This is a genomic window from Ruegeria sp. CL5 (assembly GCF_056536485.1).
Genome location: NZ_JBQFPS010000006.1, coordinates 186,454 through 204,772, shown reverse-complemented (window position 1 = coordinate 204,772; position 18,319 = coordinate 186,454). Strand labels below are relative to the sequence as shown.

Genomic DNA, 18,319 nt, shown 5'->3' with positions numbered 1-18,319 from the left:
TAGAAGGCAGTTCAACACGTCAGACATGCGCCACCTCCATGCCATGTGCTCCGCCCATCATCAGGCCAATCTCATCAACCGTCAGGCCGGTGGTCTCACGCGGCGCACTCAGACGCCCTTCGTTTAATGCGGCAAAGCTGTCCGAGATTTCCATAAGCTCATCAAGGTCTTGGGAAATACAGATCACTGCCGTTCCCTTGGCCGCAAGATCCAAGATCGCCTGTCTGATCGAAGCCGCAGCAGCAGCGTCCACGCCCCAGGTTGGCTGGTTCACCACCAACACATCGGGGTTCTGTAACACCTCGCGCCCGATCACGAATTTCTGCAGGTTCCCACCCGAGAGCGAGCGTGCTGCATTCTCAGGCCCGGGTGTCCGAACGTCGAAAGCGCTGATGATTTTCTCGGCGAACTCTTTGGTTTCATTCCATTTCAGAAAGCCATTGCTTTCCAGCCCTTCGCGGATCGATCCGGTCAGCAGGGCATTTTCAGTCAGACTCATATCAGGGGCAGCTGCGTGGCCCAGCCGTTCTTCGGGGGCGGTCAGCACACCAAGTTTCCGCCGGGCCGTCGGACCGAGCTTGCCAATCGCTTGACCATTGAACTTGATCGCATCTGCAGCGGTTGGAATCTCTCCTGACAGAACACCCAGCAATTCGTCCTGACCGTTTCCGGCAACGCCACCGATGCCCAGAACTTCGCCCTTGCGAACGGTCATGTGAACATTGCGTAACGCCGTGCCAAATTCCGAAGGCGATGGCACTGAAAGGCCACTTACATCCAGTGCGACTTCGCCAAACTCCCGACCGGATCGTTCTGGCGTTTGCAACGTCGAGCCGACCATCATTTCGGCCATGTCACGGGCGGAGGTTTCGGCGGGTACACACTCGCCTACATTCTTGCCCAGACGTAGGATCGTGGCGTGGTCACACAGCGTTCTGATTTCTTCAAGCTTGTGTGAGATATACAGGATCGAGGTGCCTTCGGAGCGTAATTTGTTCAGCGTTTCAAAAAGGATATCGACTTCCTGAGGGGTTAGAACCGATGTTGGTTCATCCATGATCAACAGCTTGGGGTCCTGCAGCAGGCAACGGATGATCTCGACCCGCTGACGCTCTCCCGCAGACAGGTCACCCACTGTGCGATACGGATCCAGCGGCAGGCCATAAGTTTCCGACACTTCGCGGATGCGGGACGCCAGATCACCCATCGCAGGAGGGTTTTCCATACCAAGCGCGATGTTTTCGGCGACGTTCAGGGCATCGAATAATGAAAAGTGCTGGAACACCATCGCGATCCCATCAGAGCGCGCCGCTCGTGGTTCAGGCGGTGCAAAAGTCTGGCCACGCAGTAGCATCGAACCACTGTCGGGCTTCACCAGGCCATAGATCATCTTGACCAGCGTTGATTTGCCCGCGCCGTTCTCGCCCAGCAAGGCGTGAACCTCGCCCTCTCCGATGTCGAAAGACACCTGATCATTGGCCACGACGCCGGGATAGGCTTTGGTCAGCCCTTGAAGACTTAGAAGTGGAGTGGTCACGCGCTCAGGTCCTTCTTCAGTTCATTCTGCCGGGCCGGGCGCAGAAGTTGCGCTGCGACCCCAACGGCGATCATCTGCGGGTGTTTGCCCAGATTGGGGTCGCCAATCGGGCAGGTAATCCGGCCTATTCGTGCGGGCAGATGTCCAAGCGCCGCCAGTCGCGACCGGAATCGCGCCCATTTAGTAGCTGAACCAATCAGCCCGACAAAACGGAAATCGTGCAAAAGCAACCTGTTGCACAGTTCCAGATCCAGATTGTGTGAATAAGTAAGCACCAAATGCTCGGCCTCAGGCGGTGCGTGTCGCACCAGTTCTGCAGGCTTGGCCGCCGGCACGGCAGTCACCCCCGACGGAATGCTGCTGGGAAAACGCTCGGGACCGGTATCAACCCATGTGATTGCAAGATCGGGCAGGGGGGAAAGAACATCCACCAGAGCACGGCCAACATGCCCTGCACCCCAAATCCAGAGGTTGCGGGTGGGTTCGTGGATGGGTTCGATCATCCATCCCTCGATCAGCTGTGGCTCGGGTGCGACGCCTTGAGCGCGAGACCGCGCTAATACGCGTTTAACCGCCATAGGCTGAACCTGAGTATCCAGCGGGTCCTCTTTTTCGCATTCCTGGGTCACAGGTCGTGCGACGACCGTACCTTCAATATGCGTTAAAGAAGCGTTGTCATATATCTCCGAAAGTAGCGAAACTGCTCCGCCGCAGCATTGGCCCAAATCAGGGCCAAGTGCATGCTGGCTCAACCGTGACGGTTTGGATTGGCGACGCGCAGCTTCAGCGGCCTGATATTCCAGCGTGCCGCCGCCGATGGTGCCGCTTTGCCCATCTTTCCATACCAGCATCGAAGCGCCAACTTCGCGCGGTGATGATCCCTTGATCCCGGCAATGACGACCCGAACCACCTTGCCGTGGGTTTTGACCGCCTCCCTCAAAGCCTCCCTGTCAAATCCCATCAGGTATCTCCCTTTACCCTTTGAATTCCACGCCAGACTTCTTCTGCGGTGGCAGGCGCATTCAGCGCGGGATAGCTGGTTCCGCATGCGGCCACCGCGTTCGATAGGGCCAACCAAGCTGATATGCCAAGATTGAAGGGTGGCTCGCCAACCGCTTTCGAACGATAGATCGTGTCCTCACGATTCTCTCCATCCCAAAGCGCGACATTGAAAATATCGGGTCGGTCAGAACAGGCCGGTATCTTGTAGGTGGATGGTGCGTGCGTGCGTAGACTGCCTTTGCCGTCCCAGACCAGTTCTTCTGTCGTCAGCCAGCCCGCGCCCTGAACATAAGCACCCTCGACCTGCCCGATATCCAACGCCGGGTTCAGGGACGCGCCCGCATCATGCAGGATATCGGTGCGCAAGATACGGTTTTCACCGGTCAGTGTATCGACAGCCACCTCAGTGATGGCTGCGCCATAGGCAAAGTAAAAGAAGGGGCGCCCATGGCCTTTGATCCGGTCCCATTCGACCTTCGGAGTTTTATAGAATCCGGTTGCGGACAGGCTGATGCGCCCCTGATATGCCAACGCTGCGGCTTCGGCGAAGCTATAGCTTTCTTCGCCTACTGAAACTTGCCCGTCCGCAAATGTCACGGTCGTGGGGTCGGCCTGATGTCGTTCAGCCAGATAATCCGCCATCCGGTCACGGATGGTGTCGCAGGCTGCTTTGACCGCCATGCCATTCAGATCACTTCCTGACGAGGCCGCGGTGGCGGATGTATTCGGTACTTTGGCCGTATCGGTGGCGGTAATTTTCACCAGCTCAAGTGGTATGCCAAAACGCGACGCTGCAACCTGAGCGACCTTCTGGAACAACCCCTGGCCCATCTCGGTGCCACCGTGGTTCAGGTGGACCGAGCCGTCTTGATAAACATGCACCAGCGCACCGGCTTGGTTCAGGTGGGTCAGTGTAAAGGAAATACCAAACTTCACCGGGGAAAAACCGATCCCCTTCTTTATCACGCTATTCTCGGTATTCCATGCGTCAACCGCCTGCTTGCGGGCGGCATAGTCGCTAGACTTCAGCAAAGCTGTTGTCATGCCATGCAGTTCGCAATCGCTGACTTCCATCCCATAAGGCGTGGTGTTGCCGCCTGCGGGTACCGGGCGAACCGGTGCATCGCCCATCTCAACCGCGCCTCGGCTGGTGAGGTCCTCATGCGGGTCAGGATGGCCCAGAGGTTTCTGAGCAACCGGGGGATCGGCCACCTCATGCGCCGGTTCATAGTAGTTCCGGCGGCGCAGCTCTATTGGGTCCAGCCCCATAACATGCGCCGCGTGGTCCATTACGCGTTCAATCCCAACGATCCCTTGCGGACCACCAAACCCACGATAGGCAGTGGCAGACTGGATGTTGGTCTTCAGCCGATGGCTTTCGATCCGGGCATTTGGCAGCAAATAGGAATTGTCCGCATGCAGCATGGCGCGATCTGCTACCGGAAGAGACAGATCCTGCGCCCAACCGCACAAGGCATAGTGTACAAAGGAAACGCCCTGAATATGTCCGTTTTCATCGAACCCGGCTTTGTACGAAATCCGGAAGCCATGGCGCTTGCCCGTGATCGTCATATCGTCATCACGGTCATAGCGCATCTTGCAGGCCTTGCCAGTCGCACGTGCGGCGATGGCGCAGGCGACGGCCAAAGCGTTGCCCTGGCTCTCCTTGCCGCCAAAACCTCCGCCCATCCGCCGTGTTTCAACCCGGACTGCGTGCATGGGAACACCCAGTGCATCGGCTACCTTGTGCTGTATCTCGGTCGGGTGCTGAGTCGAACTGTGCACCAGCATATCCGCGCCCTCATTGGGCACGGCCAGTGCGGCCTGACTTTCCAGATAGAAATGTTCCTGCCCACCGATCTCAAACGCATCTTCGACGATATGAGCCGCACCTGCGATGGCGGCCTCTGCATCGCCCTTGGCGTAGATACGCGGGCCGTCCTCGAATCGGCTGTCAGCGGCAAGGGCCTCCTCGACTGTCAGAATCGGTGCTTCCTCGGCATAGTCGATCTTGCCCAGCCGGGCCGCTTTTCTGGCAGCCAGATGGCTGGTGGCGACGACCAGAAATACCGGTTGACCGATATAGTGCACCGTTCCATCCGACAAAAGCGGCTCATCATGGATTGATGGGGATACGTCGTTCGCAAAGGGCAGGTCATCAGCGGTGATCACCGTCTCCACACCGTCAGCAGCCCTTACGGCAGACAGATCCATGGCGCTGATTTTACCTTTGGCGATCGGGCTTAGTCCAAACGCAAGATGCAACGATCCCTTTGGTGTCGGGATGTCGTCGACATAGCGCGCTGTGCCGGCCACATGCAGTGGTCCGGTGTCGTGCGGAAGGGATTTGGCGACACTCATGCCGACACCTCCAGTACATTGGACAGTTTGCCCTGATCTTCGTTGTAGTATCTGACAAGCATCGCCTTGGCTGTTTCCAGACGATACGTGGCCGAGGCCCGCATATCGGTCATCGGTGCGTAATCTTCCGCAAAAGCAGGCAATGCGGCGTTAATTGTTTCGCGCGTCCATGGCTGGCCGGTTAGCGCAGCCTCGACTGCCGTTGCACGTTTTGGAGTTCCAGCCATGCCGCCAAAAGCAACGCGAACCTGTTCGACTGTGCCGTTGGTTACGGTGATGTTGAAACACCCGCAAACGGCCGAGATATCCTGATCGAACCGTTTGCTGAGTTTGTAGCACTTCAACCGATCAGCCTGACGCGGGAAGCTGACGGCCTCGACAAACTCGCCCGGCGCGCGATCTTGTTTGCCGTAGTCAATGAAGAACTCTTCCAGAAGGATTGACCGGCGGGCGTCACCCTTGCGCAGGTGCAGTGTTGCTCCCAAAGCAATAAGGGCAGGAGGGTTATCTCCGATGGGCGAGCCATTGGCGATGTTGCCACCAACCGTTGCCGCGTTTCGGACCTGAACGCTGGCATAGCGCCGAACCATTTCTGCATAAGACGGATGCAGATCGGCAAGCGCATCGCCCATGCGGTTCATGTCGACCATTGCGCCAAACCGGATTTCTGCATCGGTGATCGTGATCTCTTTCAGATCTTCACAACGATTAAGAAAGATTACGGGATCAAGGTCGCGCAGCTGCTTCGTGACCCAAAGTCCGACATCCGTTGCCCCGGCAACTAAAGTAGCATTTGGATTTTCAGAGTAAATCTTGGCGAGTTCATCCGACGAACCAGGCAACCTGGCAGGGGTCGACTGGATAGACACCGGCTTATCTTTGACCCACACGGGAACTGGATGTGCTTCGGCGGCCTCAGCCGCCCGGATGATTGGTGCATAGCCCGTGCAGCGACACAGGTTTCCGGCCAGTTGATTGTCGTGATCCGTCGCGCCATTGGTGTGACCTGCCACCATCGACATCACAAAACCAGGCGTACAGAACCCGCATTGCGAGCCATGCAGATCCACCATTGTCTTCTGAACCGGGTGAGCGTCTCCGTCTGGGCCGCTCGCGCCTTCGACAGTGCGCACCGCTTTACCGTGAAGTTGCGGCAGGAACATGATGCAGGAATTTACCGCCTTGGCACCGTCCTCATCGGTCACCATGACAGTGCAGGCTCCGCAATCACCTTCGTTGCAGCCCTCTTTGGTGCCGGTAAGGCCGCGATCCTCGCGCAACCAATCCAGCAAGGTCGCCGTCGGATCGATATCCTCCAGCTCCACTGTCTCTCCGTTCAGAAGAAACGTGATATTCATGAGTGAAACCCGTCGCGTTACCCAGTTGCGCCCTTTGGATGCTCTCCTTCGATGCGACGTAGAAAGAGTGGCGGGCGTGTAGCTTGCCATCTGATGTTAGAAACAGGCTGTGCGATCTGGCAAGAAAAACTGTCTCTGTGATACATCATATGGCGCGAATTGTGGTCAATTGCCGCATCTATCTATCGTTCAGTGCTCTGAAATTAAAGTATTTTCTTGGATCGGGCTTGCGGGAGTTCAGAAGCACCTTCAGAAATATCCGAATAATCCGCGCGATTATTTTGCCGAATCCATGGGGTGGGTTCCTGCTTTTGCATCCCTGTTTGCTGGGATAGCTTGCGGGTATGAGCAGCCATCCCCGATTCATTCACCTCCGCGTTCACACCGAATATTCTCTGCTGGAAGGTGCCGTGCGGCTGAAAAAGCTGCCGGGTCTTTGCGAGAAGATGGAAATGCCCGCCGTTGCGGTGACCGACACCAATTCCATGTTCTCGGCGCTGGAGTTCGCCGTGACCGCCAGCGGGGCGGGCATTCAGCCGATTATGGGCTGTCAAGTTGATCTGACCTACGTACAAGCACTGCCGGGTGAGAAGCCGAAGGCGCCTGCGCCCTTGGTTCTTCTGGCACAATCCGAGGTCGGTTATGAAAACCTGATGAAGCTCAGCTCGTGCCTTTACGTGGACAAGGGCGGGCAGTTGCCGCAGGTTACATTAGACGAATTGTCAAAGCACTCGGACGGCTTGATCTGCTTGACGGGTGGGCCGGATGGGCCGGTTGGGATGTTGCTGCAACAAGGCCAGCGCCCAGCGGCCGAGGCTCTGATGGATCGACTAGCAGGGATGTTCCCAGACAGGCTTTATGTCGAACTTCAGCGTCACCCAGGTGAAGATGGTCAGCCCGAGGCCGAACGCCTGACCGAACGCGGTCATGTCGAGATGGCTTATGCCAAGAACCTGCCGCTGGTCGCCACAAACGATGTCTATTTCCCGACCACGGACATGTACGAGGCGCATGACGCGCTGATCTGCATCGCCGAAGGTGCCTATGTTGACCAGCAGGAAGGCCGCCGCCGCCTGACCGCACAGCACTATTTCAAGTCGCAGCAAGAGATGGTGACCTTGTTTGCCGATCTGCCCGAGGCGATTGAAAACACGATTGAGATCGCCAAGCGCTGCGCGTTTATGGCCTATCGCCGCGATCCGATCCTGCCAAAATTTGCTGATGACGAAGTGGCAGAATTGCGCCGCATTGCGAATGAGGGCTTGCAGAAGCGTCTGGCGGTGATCCCGCATGCGGTGACACCGGAAGAATATCAAGAGCGTCTGAATTTCGAACTCGACATCATCGAAGGAATGGGCTTTCCGGGTTATTTCCTGATCGTTGCTGACTTTATCCAGTGGGCAAAGGATGAAGACATCCCGGTTGGCCCGGGACGTGGCTCGGGTGCGGGCTCGCTGGTGGCCTATGCGCTGACGATTACCGACCTTGACCCACTACGTTATTCGCTGCTGTTCGAACGGTTCCTGAACCCCGAGCGGGTCTCGATGCCAGACTTTGATATCGATTTCTGCATGGACCGCCGCGAAGAGGTGATCCGCTATGTGCAGCAAAAATACGGGCGCGACAAGGTAGGTCAGATTATCACCTTCGGTGCACTCCTGTCGAAAGCTGCCGTGCGTGATATCGGGCGGGTCCTGCAAATGCCCTACGGGCAGGTGGATCGGCTGTCCAAGATGATTCCGGTCGAAGGCGTCAAACCCGTTTCCATTGAGAAGGCGCTGAAGGATGAACCGCGCCTACGGGAAGAGGCACGCAGCGAAGAAGTTGTCGACCGCCTTTTAACTTACGGCCAGCAGGTCGAAGGGTTGCTGCGCAACGCCTCAACCCACGCGGCTGGTGTGGTGATTGGCGACCGTCCGTTGGATGCACTGGTGCCGATCTATCAGGATCCGCGCTCGGACATGCCCGCGACCCAGTTCAACATGAAATGGGTAGAACAGGCCGGGTTAGTAAAATTCGACTTTCTGGGCCTGAAGACTCTGACTGTGATCCAGAATGCTATGGATTTGATCTTCAAGTCTGGGCGGGATTTGCATATCGCGCCCGACGGCACGGAACTCTATGAACCTGCCGAAGGAGCGGTAAACCAGATCAACGCCATCCCGCTGGATGACGAGGTGACATACAAACTCTACTCGGCGGCCAAGACCGTGGCGGTGTTCCAGGTGGAATCCTCGGGCATGATGGATGCGCTCAAGCGTATGAAACCCACCTGCATTGAGGACATCGTGGCCCTTGTGGCGCTCTATCGTCCCGGCCCGATGGAGAACATCCCGACCTATTGCGAGGTCAAGAACGGGCTGCGCAAAATCGAATCCGTGCATCCTCTGATCGACCATATCCTTGAGGAAACCCAAGGCATCATCGTCTATCAGGAGCAGGTGATGCAGATCGCGCAGGTCATGGCAGGGTATAGCCTAGGCGGTGCCGACCTGCTGCGCCGCGCTATGGGCAAGAAGATTAAAGAGGCGATGGATGCCGAACGCCCCAAATTCGAAAAGGGCGCAGGTGAGAATGGCGTGGATGCCAAGAAGGCCTCCGAGGTCTTCGACCTGCTGGAAAAGTTCGCCAACTACGGTTTCAACAAATCCCACGCTGCCGCCTATGCGGTCGTCAGCTACCAGACCGGTTGGCTGAAGGCCAACCATCCGGTCGAGTTCATGGCAGGCGTCATGAACTGCGATATCCATCTGACCGACAAGCTGGCTGTCTATTTTGAAGAGGTCCGAAAGGGGCTGGAACTGCCCTATGTGCCGCCCTGCGTGAACCGATCTCAGGCGACGTTTGACGTGGTGGAAGGGCATCTGGTCTATGCGCTGGGTGCGCTGAAAAACGTGGGTGTTGAGGCGATGAACCTCGTTGTCGATGGGCGCGCGGACAAGCCATTTGTGAACCTCTTCGATTTTGCTCGCCGTGTTGATCTGAAAAAAGTCGGCAAGCGCCCGCTAGAGATGCTGGCGCGTGCCGGTGCGTTCGATGAACTCGACAAGAACCGCCGTCGCGTGTTTGAAAGCCTGGACTCGCTGGTGCAATATTCAGCCGCCATCCACGATCAGAAAAACTCAAACCAGGTGTCGCTGTTTGGTGAGGCAGGAGATGACCTGCCCGAACCTCGGCTGTCACCCACACCAGACTGGCTGCCTGCCGAGAGATTGAGCGAAGAATTCAAGGCCATCGGGTTCTATCTGTCCGGCCATCCGCTGGATGATTATATGCCTGCATTGAAGCGTAAACAGGTGCTGACACTAGATCAGGTGACTGAAAAGGCGCGCTCTGGTCCGTTTATTGCAAAAATGGCTGGTGTCGTCGCCGGACGGCAAGAGCGAAAGTCGGCGCGTGGCAATCGGTTCGCATTTGCTCAGCTCTCTGACCCCACCGGAGCATTCGAGGTCACGCTATTCTCAGAAACACTAGAGAAATCCCGAGAGTTTCTGGAAACCGGCGCTCAGGTCGTATTAACCGCCGAAGCCACGATGGAGGCGGATCAGCTCAAGCTGTTGGGTCGGTCAGTTGGTCCGGTCGACGTGGTGGTCGCCGAGGCTGGGGCCACAGGCCTGCGTGTATTTGTGGAAGATTCAAAGGTTTTGCCAAGCATGGCGAAAGTGTTGGAAGACGCAGATAGCAACGCCAAAAGGGCTGCCAAAGGCCCAGTTTACGTCTGCCTGCTTGATCCCGGTTTGCCGGGTGAGGTCGAATTGGATCTGGGACGAAACTATGCGATCAATCCCCAGATCAAAGGTGCCCTCAAATCGCTTGAGGGAATCTCGGAGATCGAGGAAGTTTGACCACAAACCGAATTGTTGCCTTAAGCGATGTGCCCAGCTAGGCTGACTGAATAACCTTAGGGGTCATTTCACAGGAGGGTTCCGAAATGACGAATTCAGGTATTGATTTCAGATCACTTAGCCTAGCGGTGGCATGTGCTTTGGCGTTGGCCACTGCCGTTCAAGCGGACGACAAGAAGAAAAATACTGTTACTGGCGCTCTGGTTGGTGCAGGCGTCGGTGCTTTAGTTGGAGACGGCAAGGGGGCCGCGGTCGGCGGTGTCGCCGGGGCGATTATCGGACATAACTGGAAGTGATCATGATGCTGAAAAATTCCATCAAATCCACCGCCTGTGCCGCGCTTTTTGTCCTTCCGACATTTGCTGTGGCTGACGATTCTGCAGAGCAATTGGTGCAGGATGCCTTGCCCGTGATGCACTATACATGCGCATCGATCGCTGAAGAGGCTGATGGCGACGAAGAATTTGTCGTGGCCGTTGTTGGAAAGATGACCGCCCTCTCGCTTTACAATCGTCAAATCAATATCGAGGATCATGCAGCCACTGACGAGGAAAAGGCGCAGCTGCGCGAAGCCTTCATCGCAGCTCTGTCCGAGGGCTGTGCCGCAGACAAAAACGCCCTTCTGGGTGGGGTGGTTGATAACGCGGTGAAATCGACGCTGGGGTTGTAAACGAGCGCTTGGTCTTGCGGGCGCTAAAGCCTGCCCACCGGGCATCGCACAAGGCCCCAGCCCTTGTCCATCTGGGCCGCTTTCAGGCCTGAGACGAGACGGTCGGACAAAAAGAAGAGGTTAGGTACTTTCGGATCCAGCCAAATGTCCGGTCCGCCCAAAGCTTCGGGTATGACTACCAGTTTGGATTCCTGATTGCTTCTTGGAAGGTAGGTTCGACCGTAGCGATTGCTAAGTGGTGACCGAACATCCCCTTCCGGGCCCAACACATCGTAGTTGCCCATGGATCGCTTGTTGCACACGTTCAGAAAGTAATACCGCTCGGACGTGGTCAGATGGTTTTCGGTCGAATCCATCAACGTCAGCGGATGAAATACCGTCTCACCCAGATCGAACTGTTCCAGAACGGATTTGGCGGATTGGGAAACCATAGGCTTGCCACCGCCATTGATGAATGGAGCCGTATAATACTCGGCTTTAGAATTGTAATGGTAAACGCTACCAACCTGTTCTTTGGTCAGCAGATCACCGCGTTTCCAGCTTTGAGAGGCTTGGCGGAGAATGCTCTTTGACGATTCGACGTCTTCGGCTGATTGTTTGTTCCGCCAATTATCCGTGTATTCCCTGCGCGATACACCCTCTATGACATTGATATTGTTCACCGTCGTGGCAATCCAAACGCATTGCGCGTTGCTGTCCTCACTCGTCATCAGCTTGCCTTCAGTAATGCGGCGGACGTTCGTCGCCGAACACAACTCCGCCTGAACCTTCCTGCGCCCGTTCGGCTTCGCGCTGCAGTAACATCTCGACACGACGGGTCAGGCGCTCGATCTCGCTCTGTTGGTTAGTGACGACCGAGTTCAGCTCTTCGACCGTGCGGGTCAGATGGGCGATCTGCTCTTCCAGATGCTGCATGGGGCTCTCCTTATAGGCGTCTCTTAGCGACCCTATGACCCCAATGCCAGTGAAACCCCGCCTTGCTCCGATGCGGGCCATGGGATAGACCGCGCGCGGAACACTAAATCCCAAGGATGCCCCACATGGCCAAGCCCAAGAAACAGCCCCGCCCCAAGGCCGTAACGCCGAAAGGGTTTCGTGACTATTTCGGCGAGGAAGTCACGCAGCGCACTGAAATGCTGCGGACGATTGCGGGTGTCTATCATCGTTACGGGTTCGATGCCTTGGAGAGCAGCGCGGTAGAGACCGTCGAAGCGCTGGGCAAGTTTCTTCCGGACGTGGATCGCCCGAACGAGGGCGTGTTTGCATGGCAGGAGTTTGACGAGGGCGGTAACGGCGACTGGATGGCTCTGCGCTATGACCTAACTGCGCCTCTGGCCCGCGTCTATGCGCAGCACCGCAACGATCTGCCGGCGCCTTATCGCCGTTATGCGATGGGTCCGGTCTGGCGGAACGAGAAGCCGGGGCCGGGGCGGTATCGCCAGTTTTATCAATGTGATGCGGATACGGTGGGCACGGCCTCGATGGCTGCGGATGCCGAGATTTGCGCGATGCTGTCGGACACGCTGGAAACCGTCGGCATACCACGTGGTGACTATCTTGTGCGCGTCAATAACCGCAAGGTCCTGAATGGTGTGCTTGAGGCGATGGGGCTGGGCGAAGACTTGGCCGCCCGCGATAATGTTCTGCGCACTATCGATAAGTTCGATAAGGTCGGGGAGGCCGGTGTGCGAGAGCTGCTGACCAAGGGCCGACTGGATACCTCTGGGGCGTTCATTGATGGTGTTGGTCTCAGCAATGATCAGGCCGAACCTGTGATCGCGTTCCTGACCTCGAAAGCTACCGACACCGCTGGTACGCTGGCCAACCTGCGCGCCGCCGTGGGCGACAGCAAGATTGGCGCGGATGGCATTGCTGAGCTGGAACAGATCGGTGCCCTGCTGGATGCGGGTGGGTATGGATCGGACCGGATCGAGATTGATCCTTCGGTTGTCCGTGGCCTCGGCTACTACACTGGGCCGGTTTATGAGGCCGAACTGACCTTCGAGATATTCGACGAGAAAGGCCGCAAGCGGCAATTCGGGTCGGTCTCAGGCGGTGGTCGCTATGACGATCTGGTCAAGCGTTTTACCGGACAGGAAGTGCCTGCGACGGGTATTTCGATCGGTGTTGATCGCTTACTGGCCGCGCTCCGCGAAAAGGGTCGGATCGCAGCGCAAGCCACCGGTCCGGTGGTCGTCACCGTCATGGATCGGGATCGGATGGCCGACTATCAGGCCATGGTAACCGAGCTGCGCAATGCAGGTATCCGGGCGGAGGTGTATCTGGGCAACCCCAAGAACTTTGGCAACCAGCTGAAATACGCAGACAAACGGAACTCTCCGATCGCTGTGATCGAAGGTGGTGAAGAAAAAGACAAGGGAATTGTGCAAATCAAGGACCTGATTCTTGGCGCCAAGATTGCCGAAAGCGCCACGCTTGAGGAATGGAAAGAACGACCCAGCCAGTTTGAAGTGCTGCGCGGAGATCTGATCGCAAAGGTGCGCGAAATTTTGGACAGTCAGGACTGACCCATGCCCAATCGTTCCCAGATACAGGCCCGCGCCGCAATGATGCGCGTCCGGTTCGAGGCCGCGGGTGCGCATGTGGTGGACACACCTTTGTTGCAACCTGCGGGTACGCTGCTGGACCTCTATGGTGAGGATATCCGCGCGCGCGCCTATGTGACCTCGGACGCGCTGCGAGGTGAGCAGATGCTGCGCCCGGACTTCACCTTGCCAGTGGTGCAGATGCACATGTCCGAAGGGGCTGAACCTGCAAGATACACCTATTCCGGCGAAGTGTTCCGTCGTCAGGAACACGATCCGGACCGGGCTAATGAGTATATCCAGGTCGGTTACGAAGTCTTTGATCGCGAAGACCCTGCTGGGGCAGATGCCGAGGTTTTTTCGCTGTTTGCCCTGCAACTACGCGGGCTACCCTTGCGGGCAGCGACCGGTGATATCGGCATTCTGATCGCCGCTGTCGCGGGCCTGAAGACAACTGACCGCCGCAAGGCCGCGCTGATGCGGCATCTCTGGCGGCCTCGCCGGTTCCGCGTTCTGCTGGACCGATACGCCGGGCGCAAAGCGGGCCTTGAGGGTCGCGATGCTCTGCTTGACGCAGCTGACCCATTGGCGATTGACGTGCCCATGATCGGTAAACGCCGCGCGCCGGAAATCCTCGACCGGATTGAAGCCCTACGCGAAGACCGCGCCGCGCCGCCGATCTCGGACAATGAACTGGCCGGTTTGGAGACACTGCTGAATGTGCGCGAAACCATGCCTTTTGCGCTGGAACAATTGCGCGACGTGGCGGTTGACCTGCCGCAGATCACGCCCGCGCTGGATCGTTTGGAAGCGCGTATCGCAGCCCTGCAGGCGCGGGGCGTGGACGTGAATACACTGGATTTTGAGGCGTCTTATGGCAGAACCTCGATGGAGTATTACGACGGTTTTGTATTCGGTTTTTACGCCGAAGGCCGCCCTGATCTGCCACCGGTCGCAACCGGTGGGCGCTATGATGCGCTGACCCGGCAATTGGGAGGTGGGGCCGAAATTCCGGCTATTGGCGGCGTGATCCGCCCAGACCTGATGCTCGAAATCGAGGAGGCCGCGCAATGAGCCTGAAACTGGGCGTGCCCTCGAAGGGCCGATTGATGGACAAGACCTTCGTGTGGTTTGAAAAGCGCGGCATCACCCTTTCGCGCAGCGGATCGGACCGGGAATATGCAGGCAAAGTTGAGGGGATTGATGGCGTCTCGCTGATCCTGCTATCCGCCGGGGAGATACCGCGCGAGCTTGCCGCTGGGCGCGTTCATCTGGGTGTGACCGGGATTGATCTGGTGCAAGAGAAACTGCCGCGGTGGGAACAGCAGGTCGAAGAGGTCGCCCCGCTTGGGTTCGGCAAGGCTGACTTGATCATCGCAACACCTGCCTGCTGGGTCGATGTGGATACGTTGGACGATCTGGACGCGGCAGCTGCGAGTTTCCGCAAGGTGCACGGGCACCGGCTGCGTATCGCCACCAAGTACCACCGTTTGGTTCGCGAATTTCTGACCGATGCGGGCGTGGCCGACTACACGCTGGTCGATAGTCAGGGCGCGACTGAGGGCACGGTGGTGAACGAAACCGCCGAGGCGATTTCTGATATTACGTCAACTGGCGAAACTCTGCGGGCCAACCACCTGAAAATCCTATCAGATGGGTTGATCTTGCAGTCGCAAGCGACTTTGTGGCGCAGCCGGGTGGCAACCTATAACGCATCCGAGAAGACGATTCTGAACGACCTGCTGGATCGGTTGCGCTAAAGCACGCCGATATCCGCCAGGGCACGGTTCAGGTCGTCGGGTAGGGCATCGTCTTGCTCGCGTCCTCTGGGCAAGTCGGCCGGAGTATCCTCGGGTTTTAGATAGCGCCAGCCTTGGAACGGGCGTTTCAGAGCGTTCTGCGTGCGATGCACCTCGGGGTCGAGAACGATGGCACAGCGGCGGATTCCATCCTCACCGCGCACCTCGTCCAACCGTAGAATCTGCTGACGGCATTGGACGACTCCTTTGATCACCCAATAGATTGATCCGCCATTCAAAATCTCGGATTCACGTTTGGGCCACATACGTGTGACATGGCGCGGGCATCCGTCCTCATAGAGAGGTTTTCGGCTGTCCTGCCATGCGATCAGCGTGTCGACGCTTTCTGATCCGACCGAAAGTTTGATGAGGTTTACGTACTTATCCACAGCTTTCCCACAGAGTCGTTCATCGACTATCTATCCATTGTAGCTCATGCGCGATTGTCATCAAGGTATTGTGGATGATAGTCTGAATACCTCTTTCAGCACAGGGAATCACCAATGAGCCGCTTTGCCGCCCCCATCGCCGAGCAGATCTGGGACATGAAATACCGCTTCAAACAGGCGGATGGCACACCCATCGATCAGACGGTCGAGGACAGTTGGCGGCGAATTGCACGTGATCTGGCGCAGGTGGAACAGGACCCGGCGCGTTGGGAAGAAAAGTTCTACACCGCGCTTGAGGATTTCAAATACCTCCCTGCTGGTCGCATCACCGCTGGGGCGGGCACCGCACGTCAAGTGACCCTGTTCAACTGCTTTGTGATGGGCACGATCCCCGACAGCATGGGCGGTATCTTCGATATGCTGAAAGAGGCTGCTCTAACCATGCAGCAGGGTGGGGGGATCGGTTACGATTTCTCTACCATCCGCCCGCGCGGTGCAGATGTGAAAGGTGTAGCCGCCGACGCATCTGGCCCGCTGAGCTTTATGGATGTGTGGGACGCCATGTGTCGCACGATCATGTCCGCGGGCTCGCGCCGTGGGGCGATGATGGCGACCATGCGCTGTGACCACCCGGATATCGAACAGTTCATCACCGCCAAATCCGACCCGGCACGGCTACGCATGTTCAACATGTCGGTTCTGGTGACGGATCCGTTCATGGAAGCGGTCAAAGCCGATGGCCCGTGGGATCTGGTGTTTGACGGTAAAGTATATCACACCGTTCAGGCCCGTGATCTGTGGAACAAGATCATGCAGGCGACCTATGACTATGCCGAGCCAGGTGTGATCTTCATCGACCGCATCAACACGGCCAACAACCTCAGTTACGTTGAGACGATTGCTGCGACCAATCCATGCGGCGAACAGCCGTTGCCACCTTATGGTGCTTGCCTGTTGGGCTCGATCAATCTGGCACGGTTGGTGGCCGAGCCCTTTGAGGATGCGGCGCATCTGGATGAGGACGCTTTGCAAGAGCTGGTCGCCACCGCCGTTCGTATGATGGATAACGTGGTCGACGCGTCGAAATTCCCGCTGGTTGAACAAGAGGCGGAAGCGCAGGACAAACGCCGTATCGGGCTGGGCGTGACGGGTCTGGCGGATGCACTGCTGATGTTGGGCCTGCGCTATGGCTCGGACGAGGCGGCGCGTCAAACCGAGCGCTGGCTGCACGCGATTGCCCGCGCTGCGTATCTGGCGTCGGTGGACTTGGCAAAGGAGAAAGGCGCGTTTCCTTTGTTCGATGCTGAGAAATATTTGGCCAGTGGCACGATGCAACAGATGGATGACGATGTGCGCGATGCGATCCGCGAACACGGCATCCGCAACGCTCTGCTGACGTCGATCGCGCCGACGGGGACGATCTCGCTTTATGCCGGGAACGTCTCATCAGGGATCGAGCCAGTCTTTGCTTATGCTTACACGCGCAAGGTGCTGCAGAAAGACGGTTCGCGCACTGAAGAAGAAGTAGTCGACTATGCCGTCCAGATGTGGCGCGACAAGTTCGGGAATACGGAGCTGCCAGACTATTTCGTCAACGCACAAACGCTCTCGCCGTCTGATCACGTCAGGATGCAGGCCGCGGCGCAGAAGTGGATCGACAGCTCGATTTCGAAGACCATCAACTGCCCCGAAGATATAAGCTTTGACGCCTTCAAGGATGTCTACATGCAGGCTTGGGATCAAGGCTGCAAAGGCTGTACGACCTATCGCCCCAACGATGTGACGGGTTCCGTTCTGACCGTCTCAGAGAGTACAGATACAGCACCAGGTGAAAGTGCCGCTGCGCCGCAGGAGGTTGATGGCGGCGAAGTTGTCTATATGTCAGAGCCGCTGGATCGTCCGCAATCTCTGGAAGGGTCGACATACAAGCTGAAATGGCCCGACAGCGAACACGCGATCTATCTGACGATCAACGACATTGTCATCAGTGGTCGTCGTAGACCGTTCGAAGTATTCATCAATTCGAAGAACATGGAGCACTATGCCTGGACGCTGGCCCTGACGCGGATGATTTCCGCCGTTTTCCGACGGGGCGGAGATGTTTCGTTTGTTGTAGAAGAACTGAAAGCCGTCTTTGATCCGCGCGGCGGGGCTTGGGTCAAGGGCAAGTACATCCCCTCAATTCTTGCTGCAATCGGTGGCGTGATCGAGCAGCATATGGTTGTAATCGGATTTCTCGAAGGTGAAGGAATGGGCCTAAAGTCGGACCCCCAGGCGCAAGTTGTCAATATCGACACTCCACGCGGCAAAGCATGCCCGTCCTGTGGTCAGTTTGACATGGTGATGATCGAAGGCTGCATGACCTGCAGAAGTTGCGGCCATTCGAAATGCGGTTAGATTCAGGGTACATAGTTGAACTGCTGAACCGCCAGGCAATACGAACCCATTTCGGTGGTTTTGGCGCCCATAAACAAGGTCATTAGCGCCCACAACTCGATTTATTGGGAAACAAGGCGTCGGATCGTTGATCAACGGCGCCTTGTAGTTTGCGAGATTGTGAGTGTACGCAGAAGTCTTACGAGAATTGATGGCAACACCCTTCAGAAAGCGACAACACTGAGACTGCCGTCGATGTCCGAGTTGCGCAGGAAACGGTCTTTGCGAAGCCAAGCGAGCGGCCCAGTCCTAGCCTTTAAAGGCCTGCAATCGCTGCGGCGCGGCTTTACCAAACAGCCATTTGCCGCAGGTGAAAATCAACCCATTGACCAACGTCAGAAGCACGGACAGAGTTAGGTCGGAAGGTTATTCGTT

General features: G+C 57.1%; 14 protein-coding genes. 7 read left to right on the top strand and 7 right to left on the bottom strand.

Going from position 1 to position 18,319, the window contains the following annotated elements:
* Positions 1-19 precede the first annotated feature (19 nt).
* From ACR0IU_RS12475 to xdhA, 4 genes are read right to left on the bottom strand one after another with little or no spacing between them, the layout of a single operon-like run.
* A complete protein-coding gene (locus tag ACR0IU_RS12475) occupies positions 20-1,537 on the bottom strand; it encodes an ABC transporter ATP-binding protein (protein WP_480716470.1) in 1,518 nt (505 codons plus the stop codon).
* Positions 1,534-2,499, bottom strand: a complete 966-nt coding sequence (xdhC, locus tag ACR0IU_RS12470) for a xanthine dehydrogenase accessory protein XdhC (protein ID WP_480716469.1) — start codon at positions 2,497-2,499, stop codon at positions 1,534-1,536. The genes ACR0IU_RS12475 and xdhC overlap by 4 nt, the downstream gene beginning before the upstream one ends.
* Entirely contained in the window at positions 2,499-4,901 is a 2,403-nt protein-coding gene (gene xdhB, locus ACR0IU_RS12465; protein WP_480716468.1) for a xanthine dehydrogenase molybdopterin binding subunit, read from the bottom strand. Before xdhB ends, xdhC begins: the two co-directional genes overlap by 1 nt.
* Positions 4,898-6,259, bottom strand: coding sequence for a xanthine dehydrogenase small subunit (gene xdhA, locus ACR0IU_RS12460; RefSeq protein ID WP_480716467.1), 1,362 nt, complete (start codon positions 6,257-6,259; stop codon positions 4,898-4,900). The genes xdhB and xdhA overlap by 4 nt, the downstream gene beginning before the upstream one ends.
* Before the next feature lie 344 nt (positions 6,260-6,603).
* Between xdhA and dnaE the strand changes: the two genes are divergently transcribed.
* The 3 genes from dnaE to ACR0IU_RS12445 all read left to right on the top strand — a co-directional run bounded on the left by dnaE (position 6,604) and on the right by ACR0IU_RS12445 (position 10,774).
* Complete coding sequence (gene dnaE, locus ACR0IU_RS12455) at positions 6,604-10,104, top strand: DNA polymerase III subunit alpha (protein WP_480716466.1); 3,501 nt, start codon at positions 6,604-6,606, stop codon at positions 10,102-10,104.
* An 86-nt stretch (positions 10,105-10,190) separates the two neighbouring features.
* Complete coding sequence (locus ACR0IU_RS12450; protein ID WP_010443296.1) at positions 10,191-10,400, top strand: YMGG-like glycine zipper-containing protein; 210 nt, start codon at positions 10,191-10,193, stop codon at positions 10,398-10,400.
* A gap of 2 nt (positions 10,401-10,402) precedes the next feature.
* Positions 10,403-10,774, top strand: coding sequence for a hypothetical protein (locus ACR0IU_RS12445; protein ID WP_010443295.1), 372 nt, complete (start codon positions 10,403-10,405; stop codon positions 10,772-10,774).
* A 23-nt stretch (positions 10,775-10,797) separates the two neighbouring features.
* Here the strand turns inward: ACR0IU_RS12445 and ACR0IU_RS12440 are convergent, their stop codons facing one another.
* Together ACR0IU_RS12440 and ACR0IU_RS12435 are read right to left on the bottom strand one after the other, a co-directional pair.
* Entirely contained in the window at positions 10,798-11,484 is a 687-nt protein-coding gene (locus ACR0IU_RS12440) for an imm11 family protein (protein ID WP_480716465.1), read from the bottom strand.
* Positions 11,485-11,494: 10 nt separating this feature from the next.
* Positions 11,495-11,689 carry a SlyX family protein gene (locus ACR0IU_RS12435; protein ID WP_480716464.1) on the bottom strand — a complete coding sequence of 65 codons (195 nt, stop codon included), beginning with the start codon at positions 11,687-11,689 and terminating at the stop codon, positions 11,495-11,497.
* 125 nt (positions 11,690-11,814) lie between these two features.
* Between ACR0IU_RS12435 and hisS the strand changes: the two genes are divergently transcribed.
* Genes hisS through hisG form a run of 3 tightly spaced genes read left to right on the top strand, consistent with a single transcriptional unit; the run spans position 11,815 to position 15,080 of the window.
* A complete protein-coding gene (hisS, locus tag ACR0IU_RS12430) occupies positions 11,815-13,302 on the top strand; it encodes a histidine--tRNA ligase (protein ID WP_480716463.1) in 1,488 nt (495 codons plus the stop codon).
* 3 nt (positions 13,303-13,305) lie between these two features.
* The gene (locus tag ACR0IU_RS12425) at positions 13,306-14,394 is read left to right on the top strand and encodes an ATP phosphoribosyltransferase regulatory subunit (protein WP_170476681.1); all 1,089 of its coding nucleotides are present in this window, start codon (positions 13,306-13,308) and stop codon (positions 14,392-14,394) included.
* Positions 14,391-15,080, top strand: coding sequence for an ATP phosphoribosyltransferase (gene hisG / locus ACR0IU_RS12420; RefSeq protein ID WP_480716462.1), 690 nt, complete (start codon positions 14,391-14,393; stop codon positions 15,078-15,080). Before ACR0IU_RS12425 ends, hisG begins: the two co-directional genes overlap by 4 nt.
* Here hisG and ACR0IU_RS12415 read toward each other — a convergent pair.
* Positions 15,077-15,508 (bottom strand): DUF1489 family protein, encoded by a 432-nt coding sequence (locus ACR0IU_RS12415; protein WP_170543240.1) that lies wholly within the window; start codon positions 15,506-15,508, stop codon positions 15,077-15,079. The two genes, hisG and ACR0IU_RS12415, sit on opposite strands and share 4 nt — an antisense overlap.
* Positions 15,509-15,622: 114 nt before the next feature.
* On the opposite strand from ACR0IU_RS12415, the gene ACR0IU_RS12410 reads away from it, so the two are divergent.
* Complete coding sequence (locus tag ACR0IU_RS12410; protein WP_480716461.1) at positions 15,623-17,905, top strand: adenosylcobalamin-dependent ribonucleoside-diphosphate reductase; 2,283 nt, start codon at positions 15,623-15,625, stop codon at positions 17,903-17,905.
* Positions 17,906-18,319: the final 414 nt, after the last annotated feature.

Excerpts from the sequence above, each read along its gene's own strand:
- xdhC (WP_480716469.1), bottom strand. The coding sequence starts at position 2,499 with ATGGGATTTGACAGGGAGGCTTTGAGGGAGGCGGTCAAAACCCACGGC.
- xdhB (WP_480716468.1), bottom strand. The coding sequence starts at position 4,901 with ATGAGTGTCGCCAAATCCCTTCCGCACGACACCGGACCACTGCATGTG.
- xdhA (WP_480716467.1), bottom strand. The coding sequence starts at position 6,259 with ATGAATATCACGTTTCTTCTGAACGGAGAGACAGTGGAGCTGGAGGAT.
- dnaE (WP_480716466.1), top strand. The coding sequence starts at position 6,604 with ATGAGCAGCCATCCCCGATTCATTCACCTCCGCGTTCACACCGAATAT.
- ACR0IU_RS12450 (WP_010443296.1), top strand. The coding sequence starts at position 10,191 with ATGACGAATTCAGGTATTGATTTCAGATCACTTAGCCTAGCGGTGGCA.
- ACR0IU_RS12445 (WP_010443295.1), top strand. The coding sequence starts at position 10,403 with ATGATGCTGAAAAATTCCATCAAATCCACCGCCTGTGCCGCGCTTTTT.
- ACR0IU_RS12440 (WP_480716465.1), bottom strand. The coding sequence starts at position 11,484 with ATGACGAGTGAGGACAGCAACGCGCAATGCGTTTGGATTGCCACGACG.
- ACR0IU_RS12435 (WP_480716464.1), bottom strand. The coding sequence starts at position 11,689 with ATGCAGCATCTGGAAGAGCAGATCGCCCATCTGACCCGCACGGTCGAA.
- hisS (WP_480716463.1), top strand. The coding sequence starts at position 11,815 with ATGGCCAAGCCCAAGAAACAGCCCCGCCCCAAGGCCGTAACGCCGAAA.
- ACR0IU_RS12425 (WP_170476681.1), top strand. The coding sequence starts at position 13,306 with ATGCCCAATCGTTCCCAGATACAGGCCCGCGCCGCAATGATGCGCGTC.
- hisG (WP_480716462.1), top strand. The coding sequence starts at position 14,391 with ATGAGCCTGAAACTGGGCGTGCCCTCGAAGGGCCGATTGATGGACAAG.
- ACR0IU_RS12410 (WP_480716461.1), top strand. The coding sequence starts at position 15,623 with ATGAGCCGCTTTGCCGCCCCCATCGCCGAGCAGATCTGGGACATGAAA.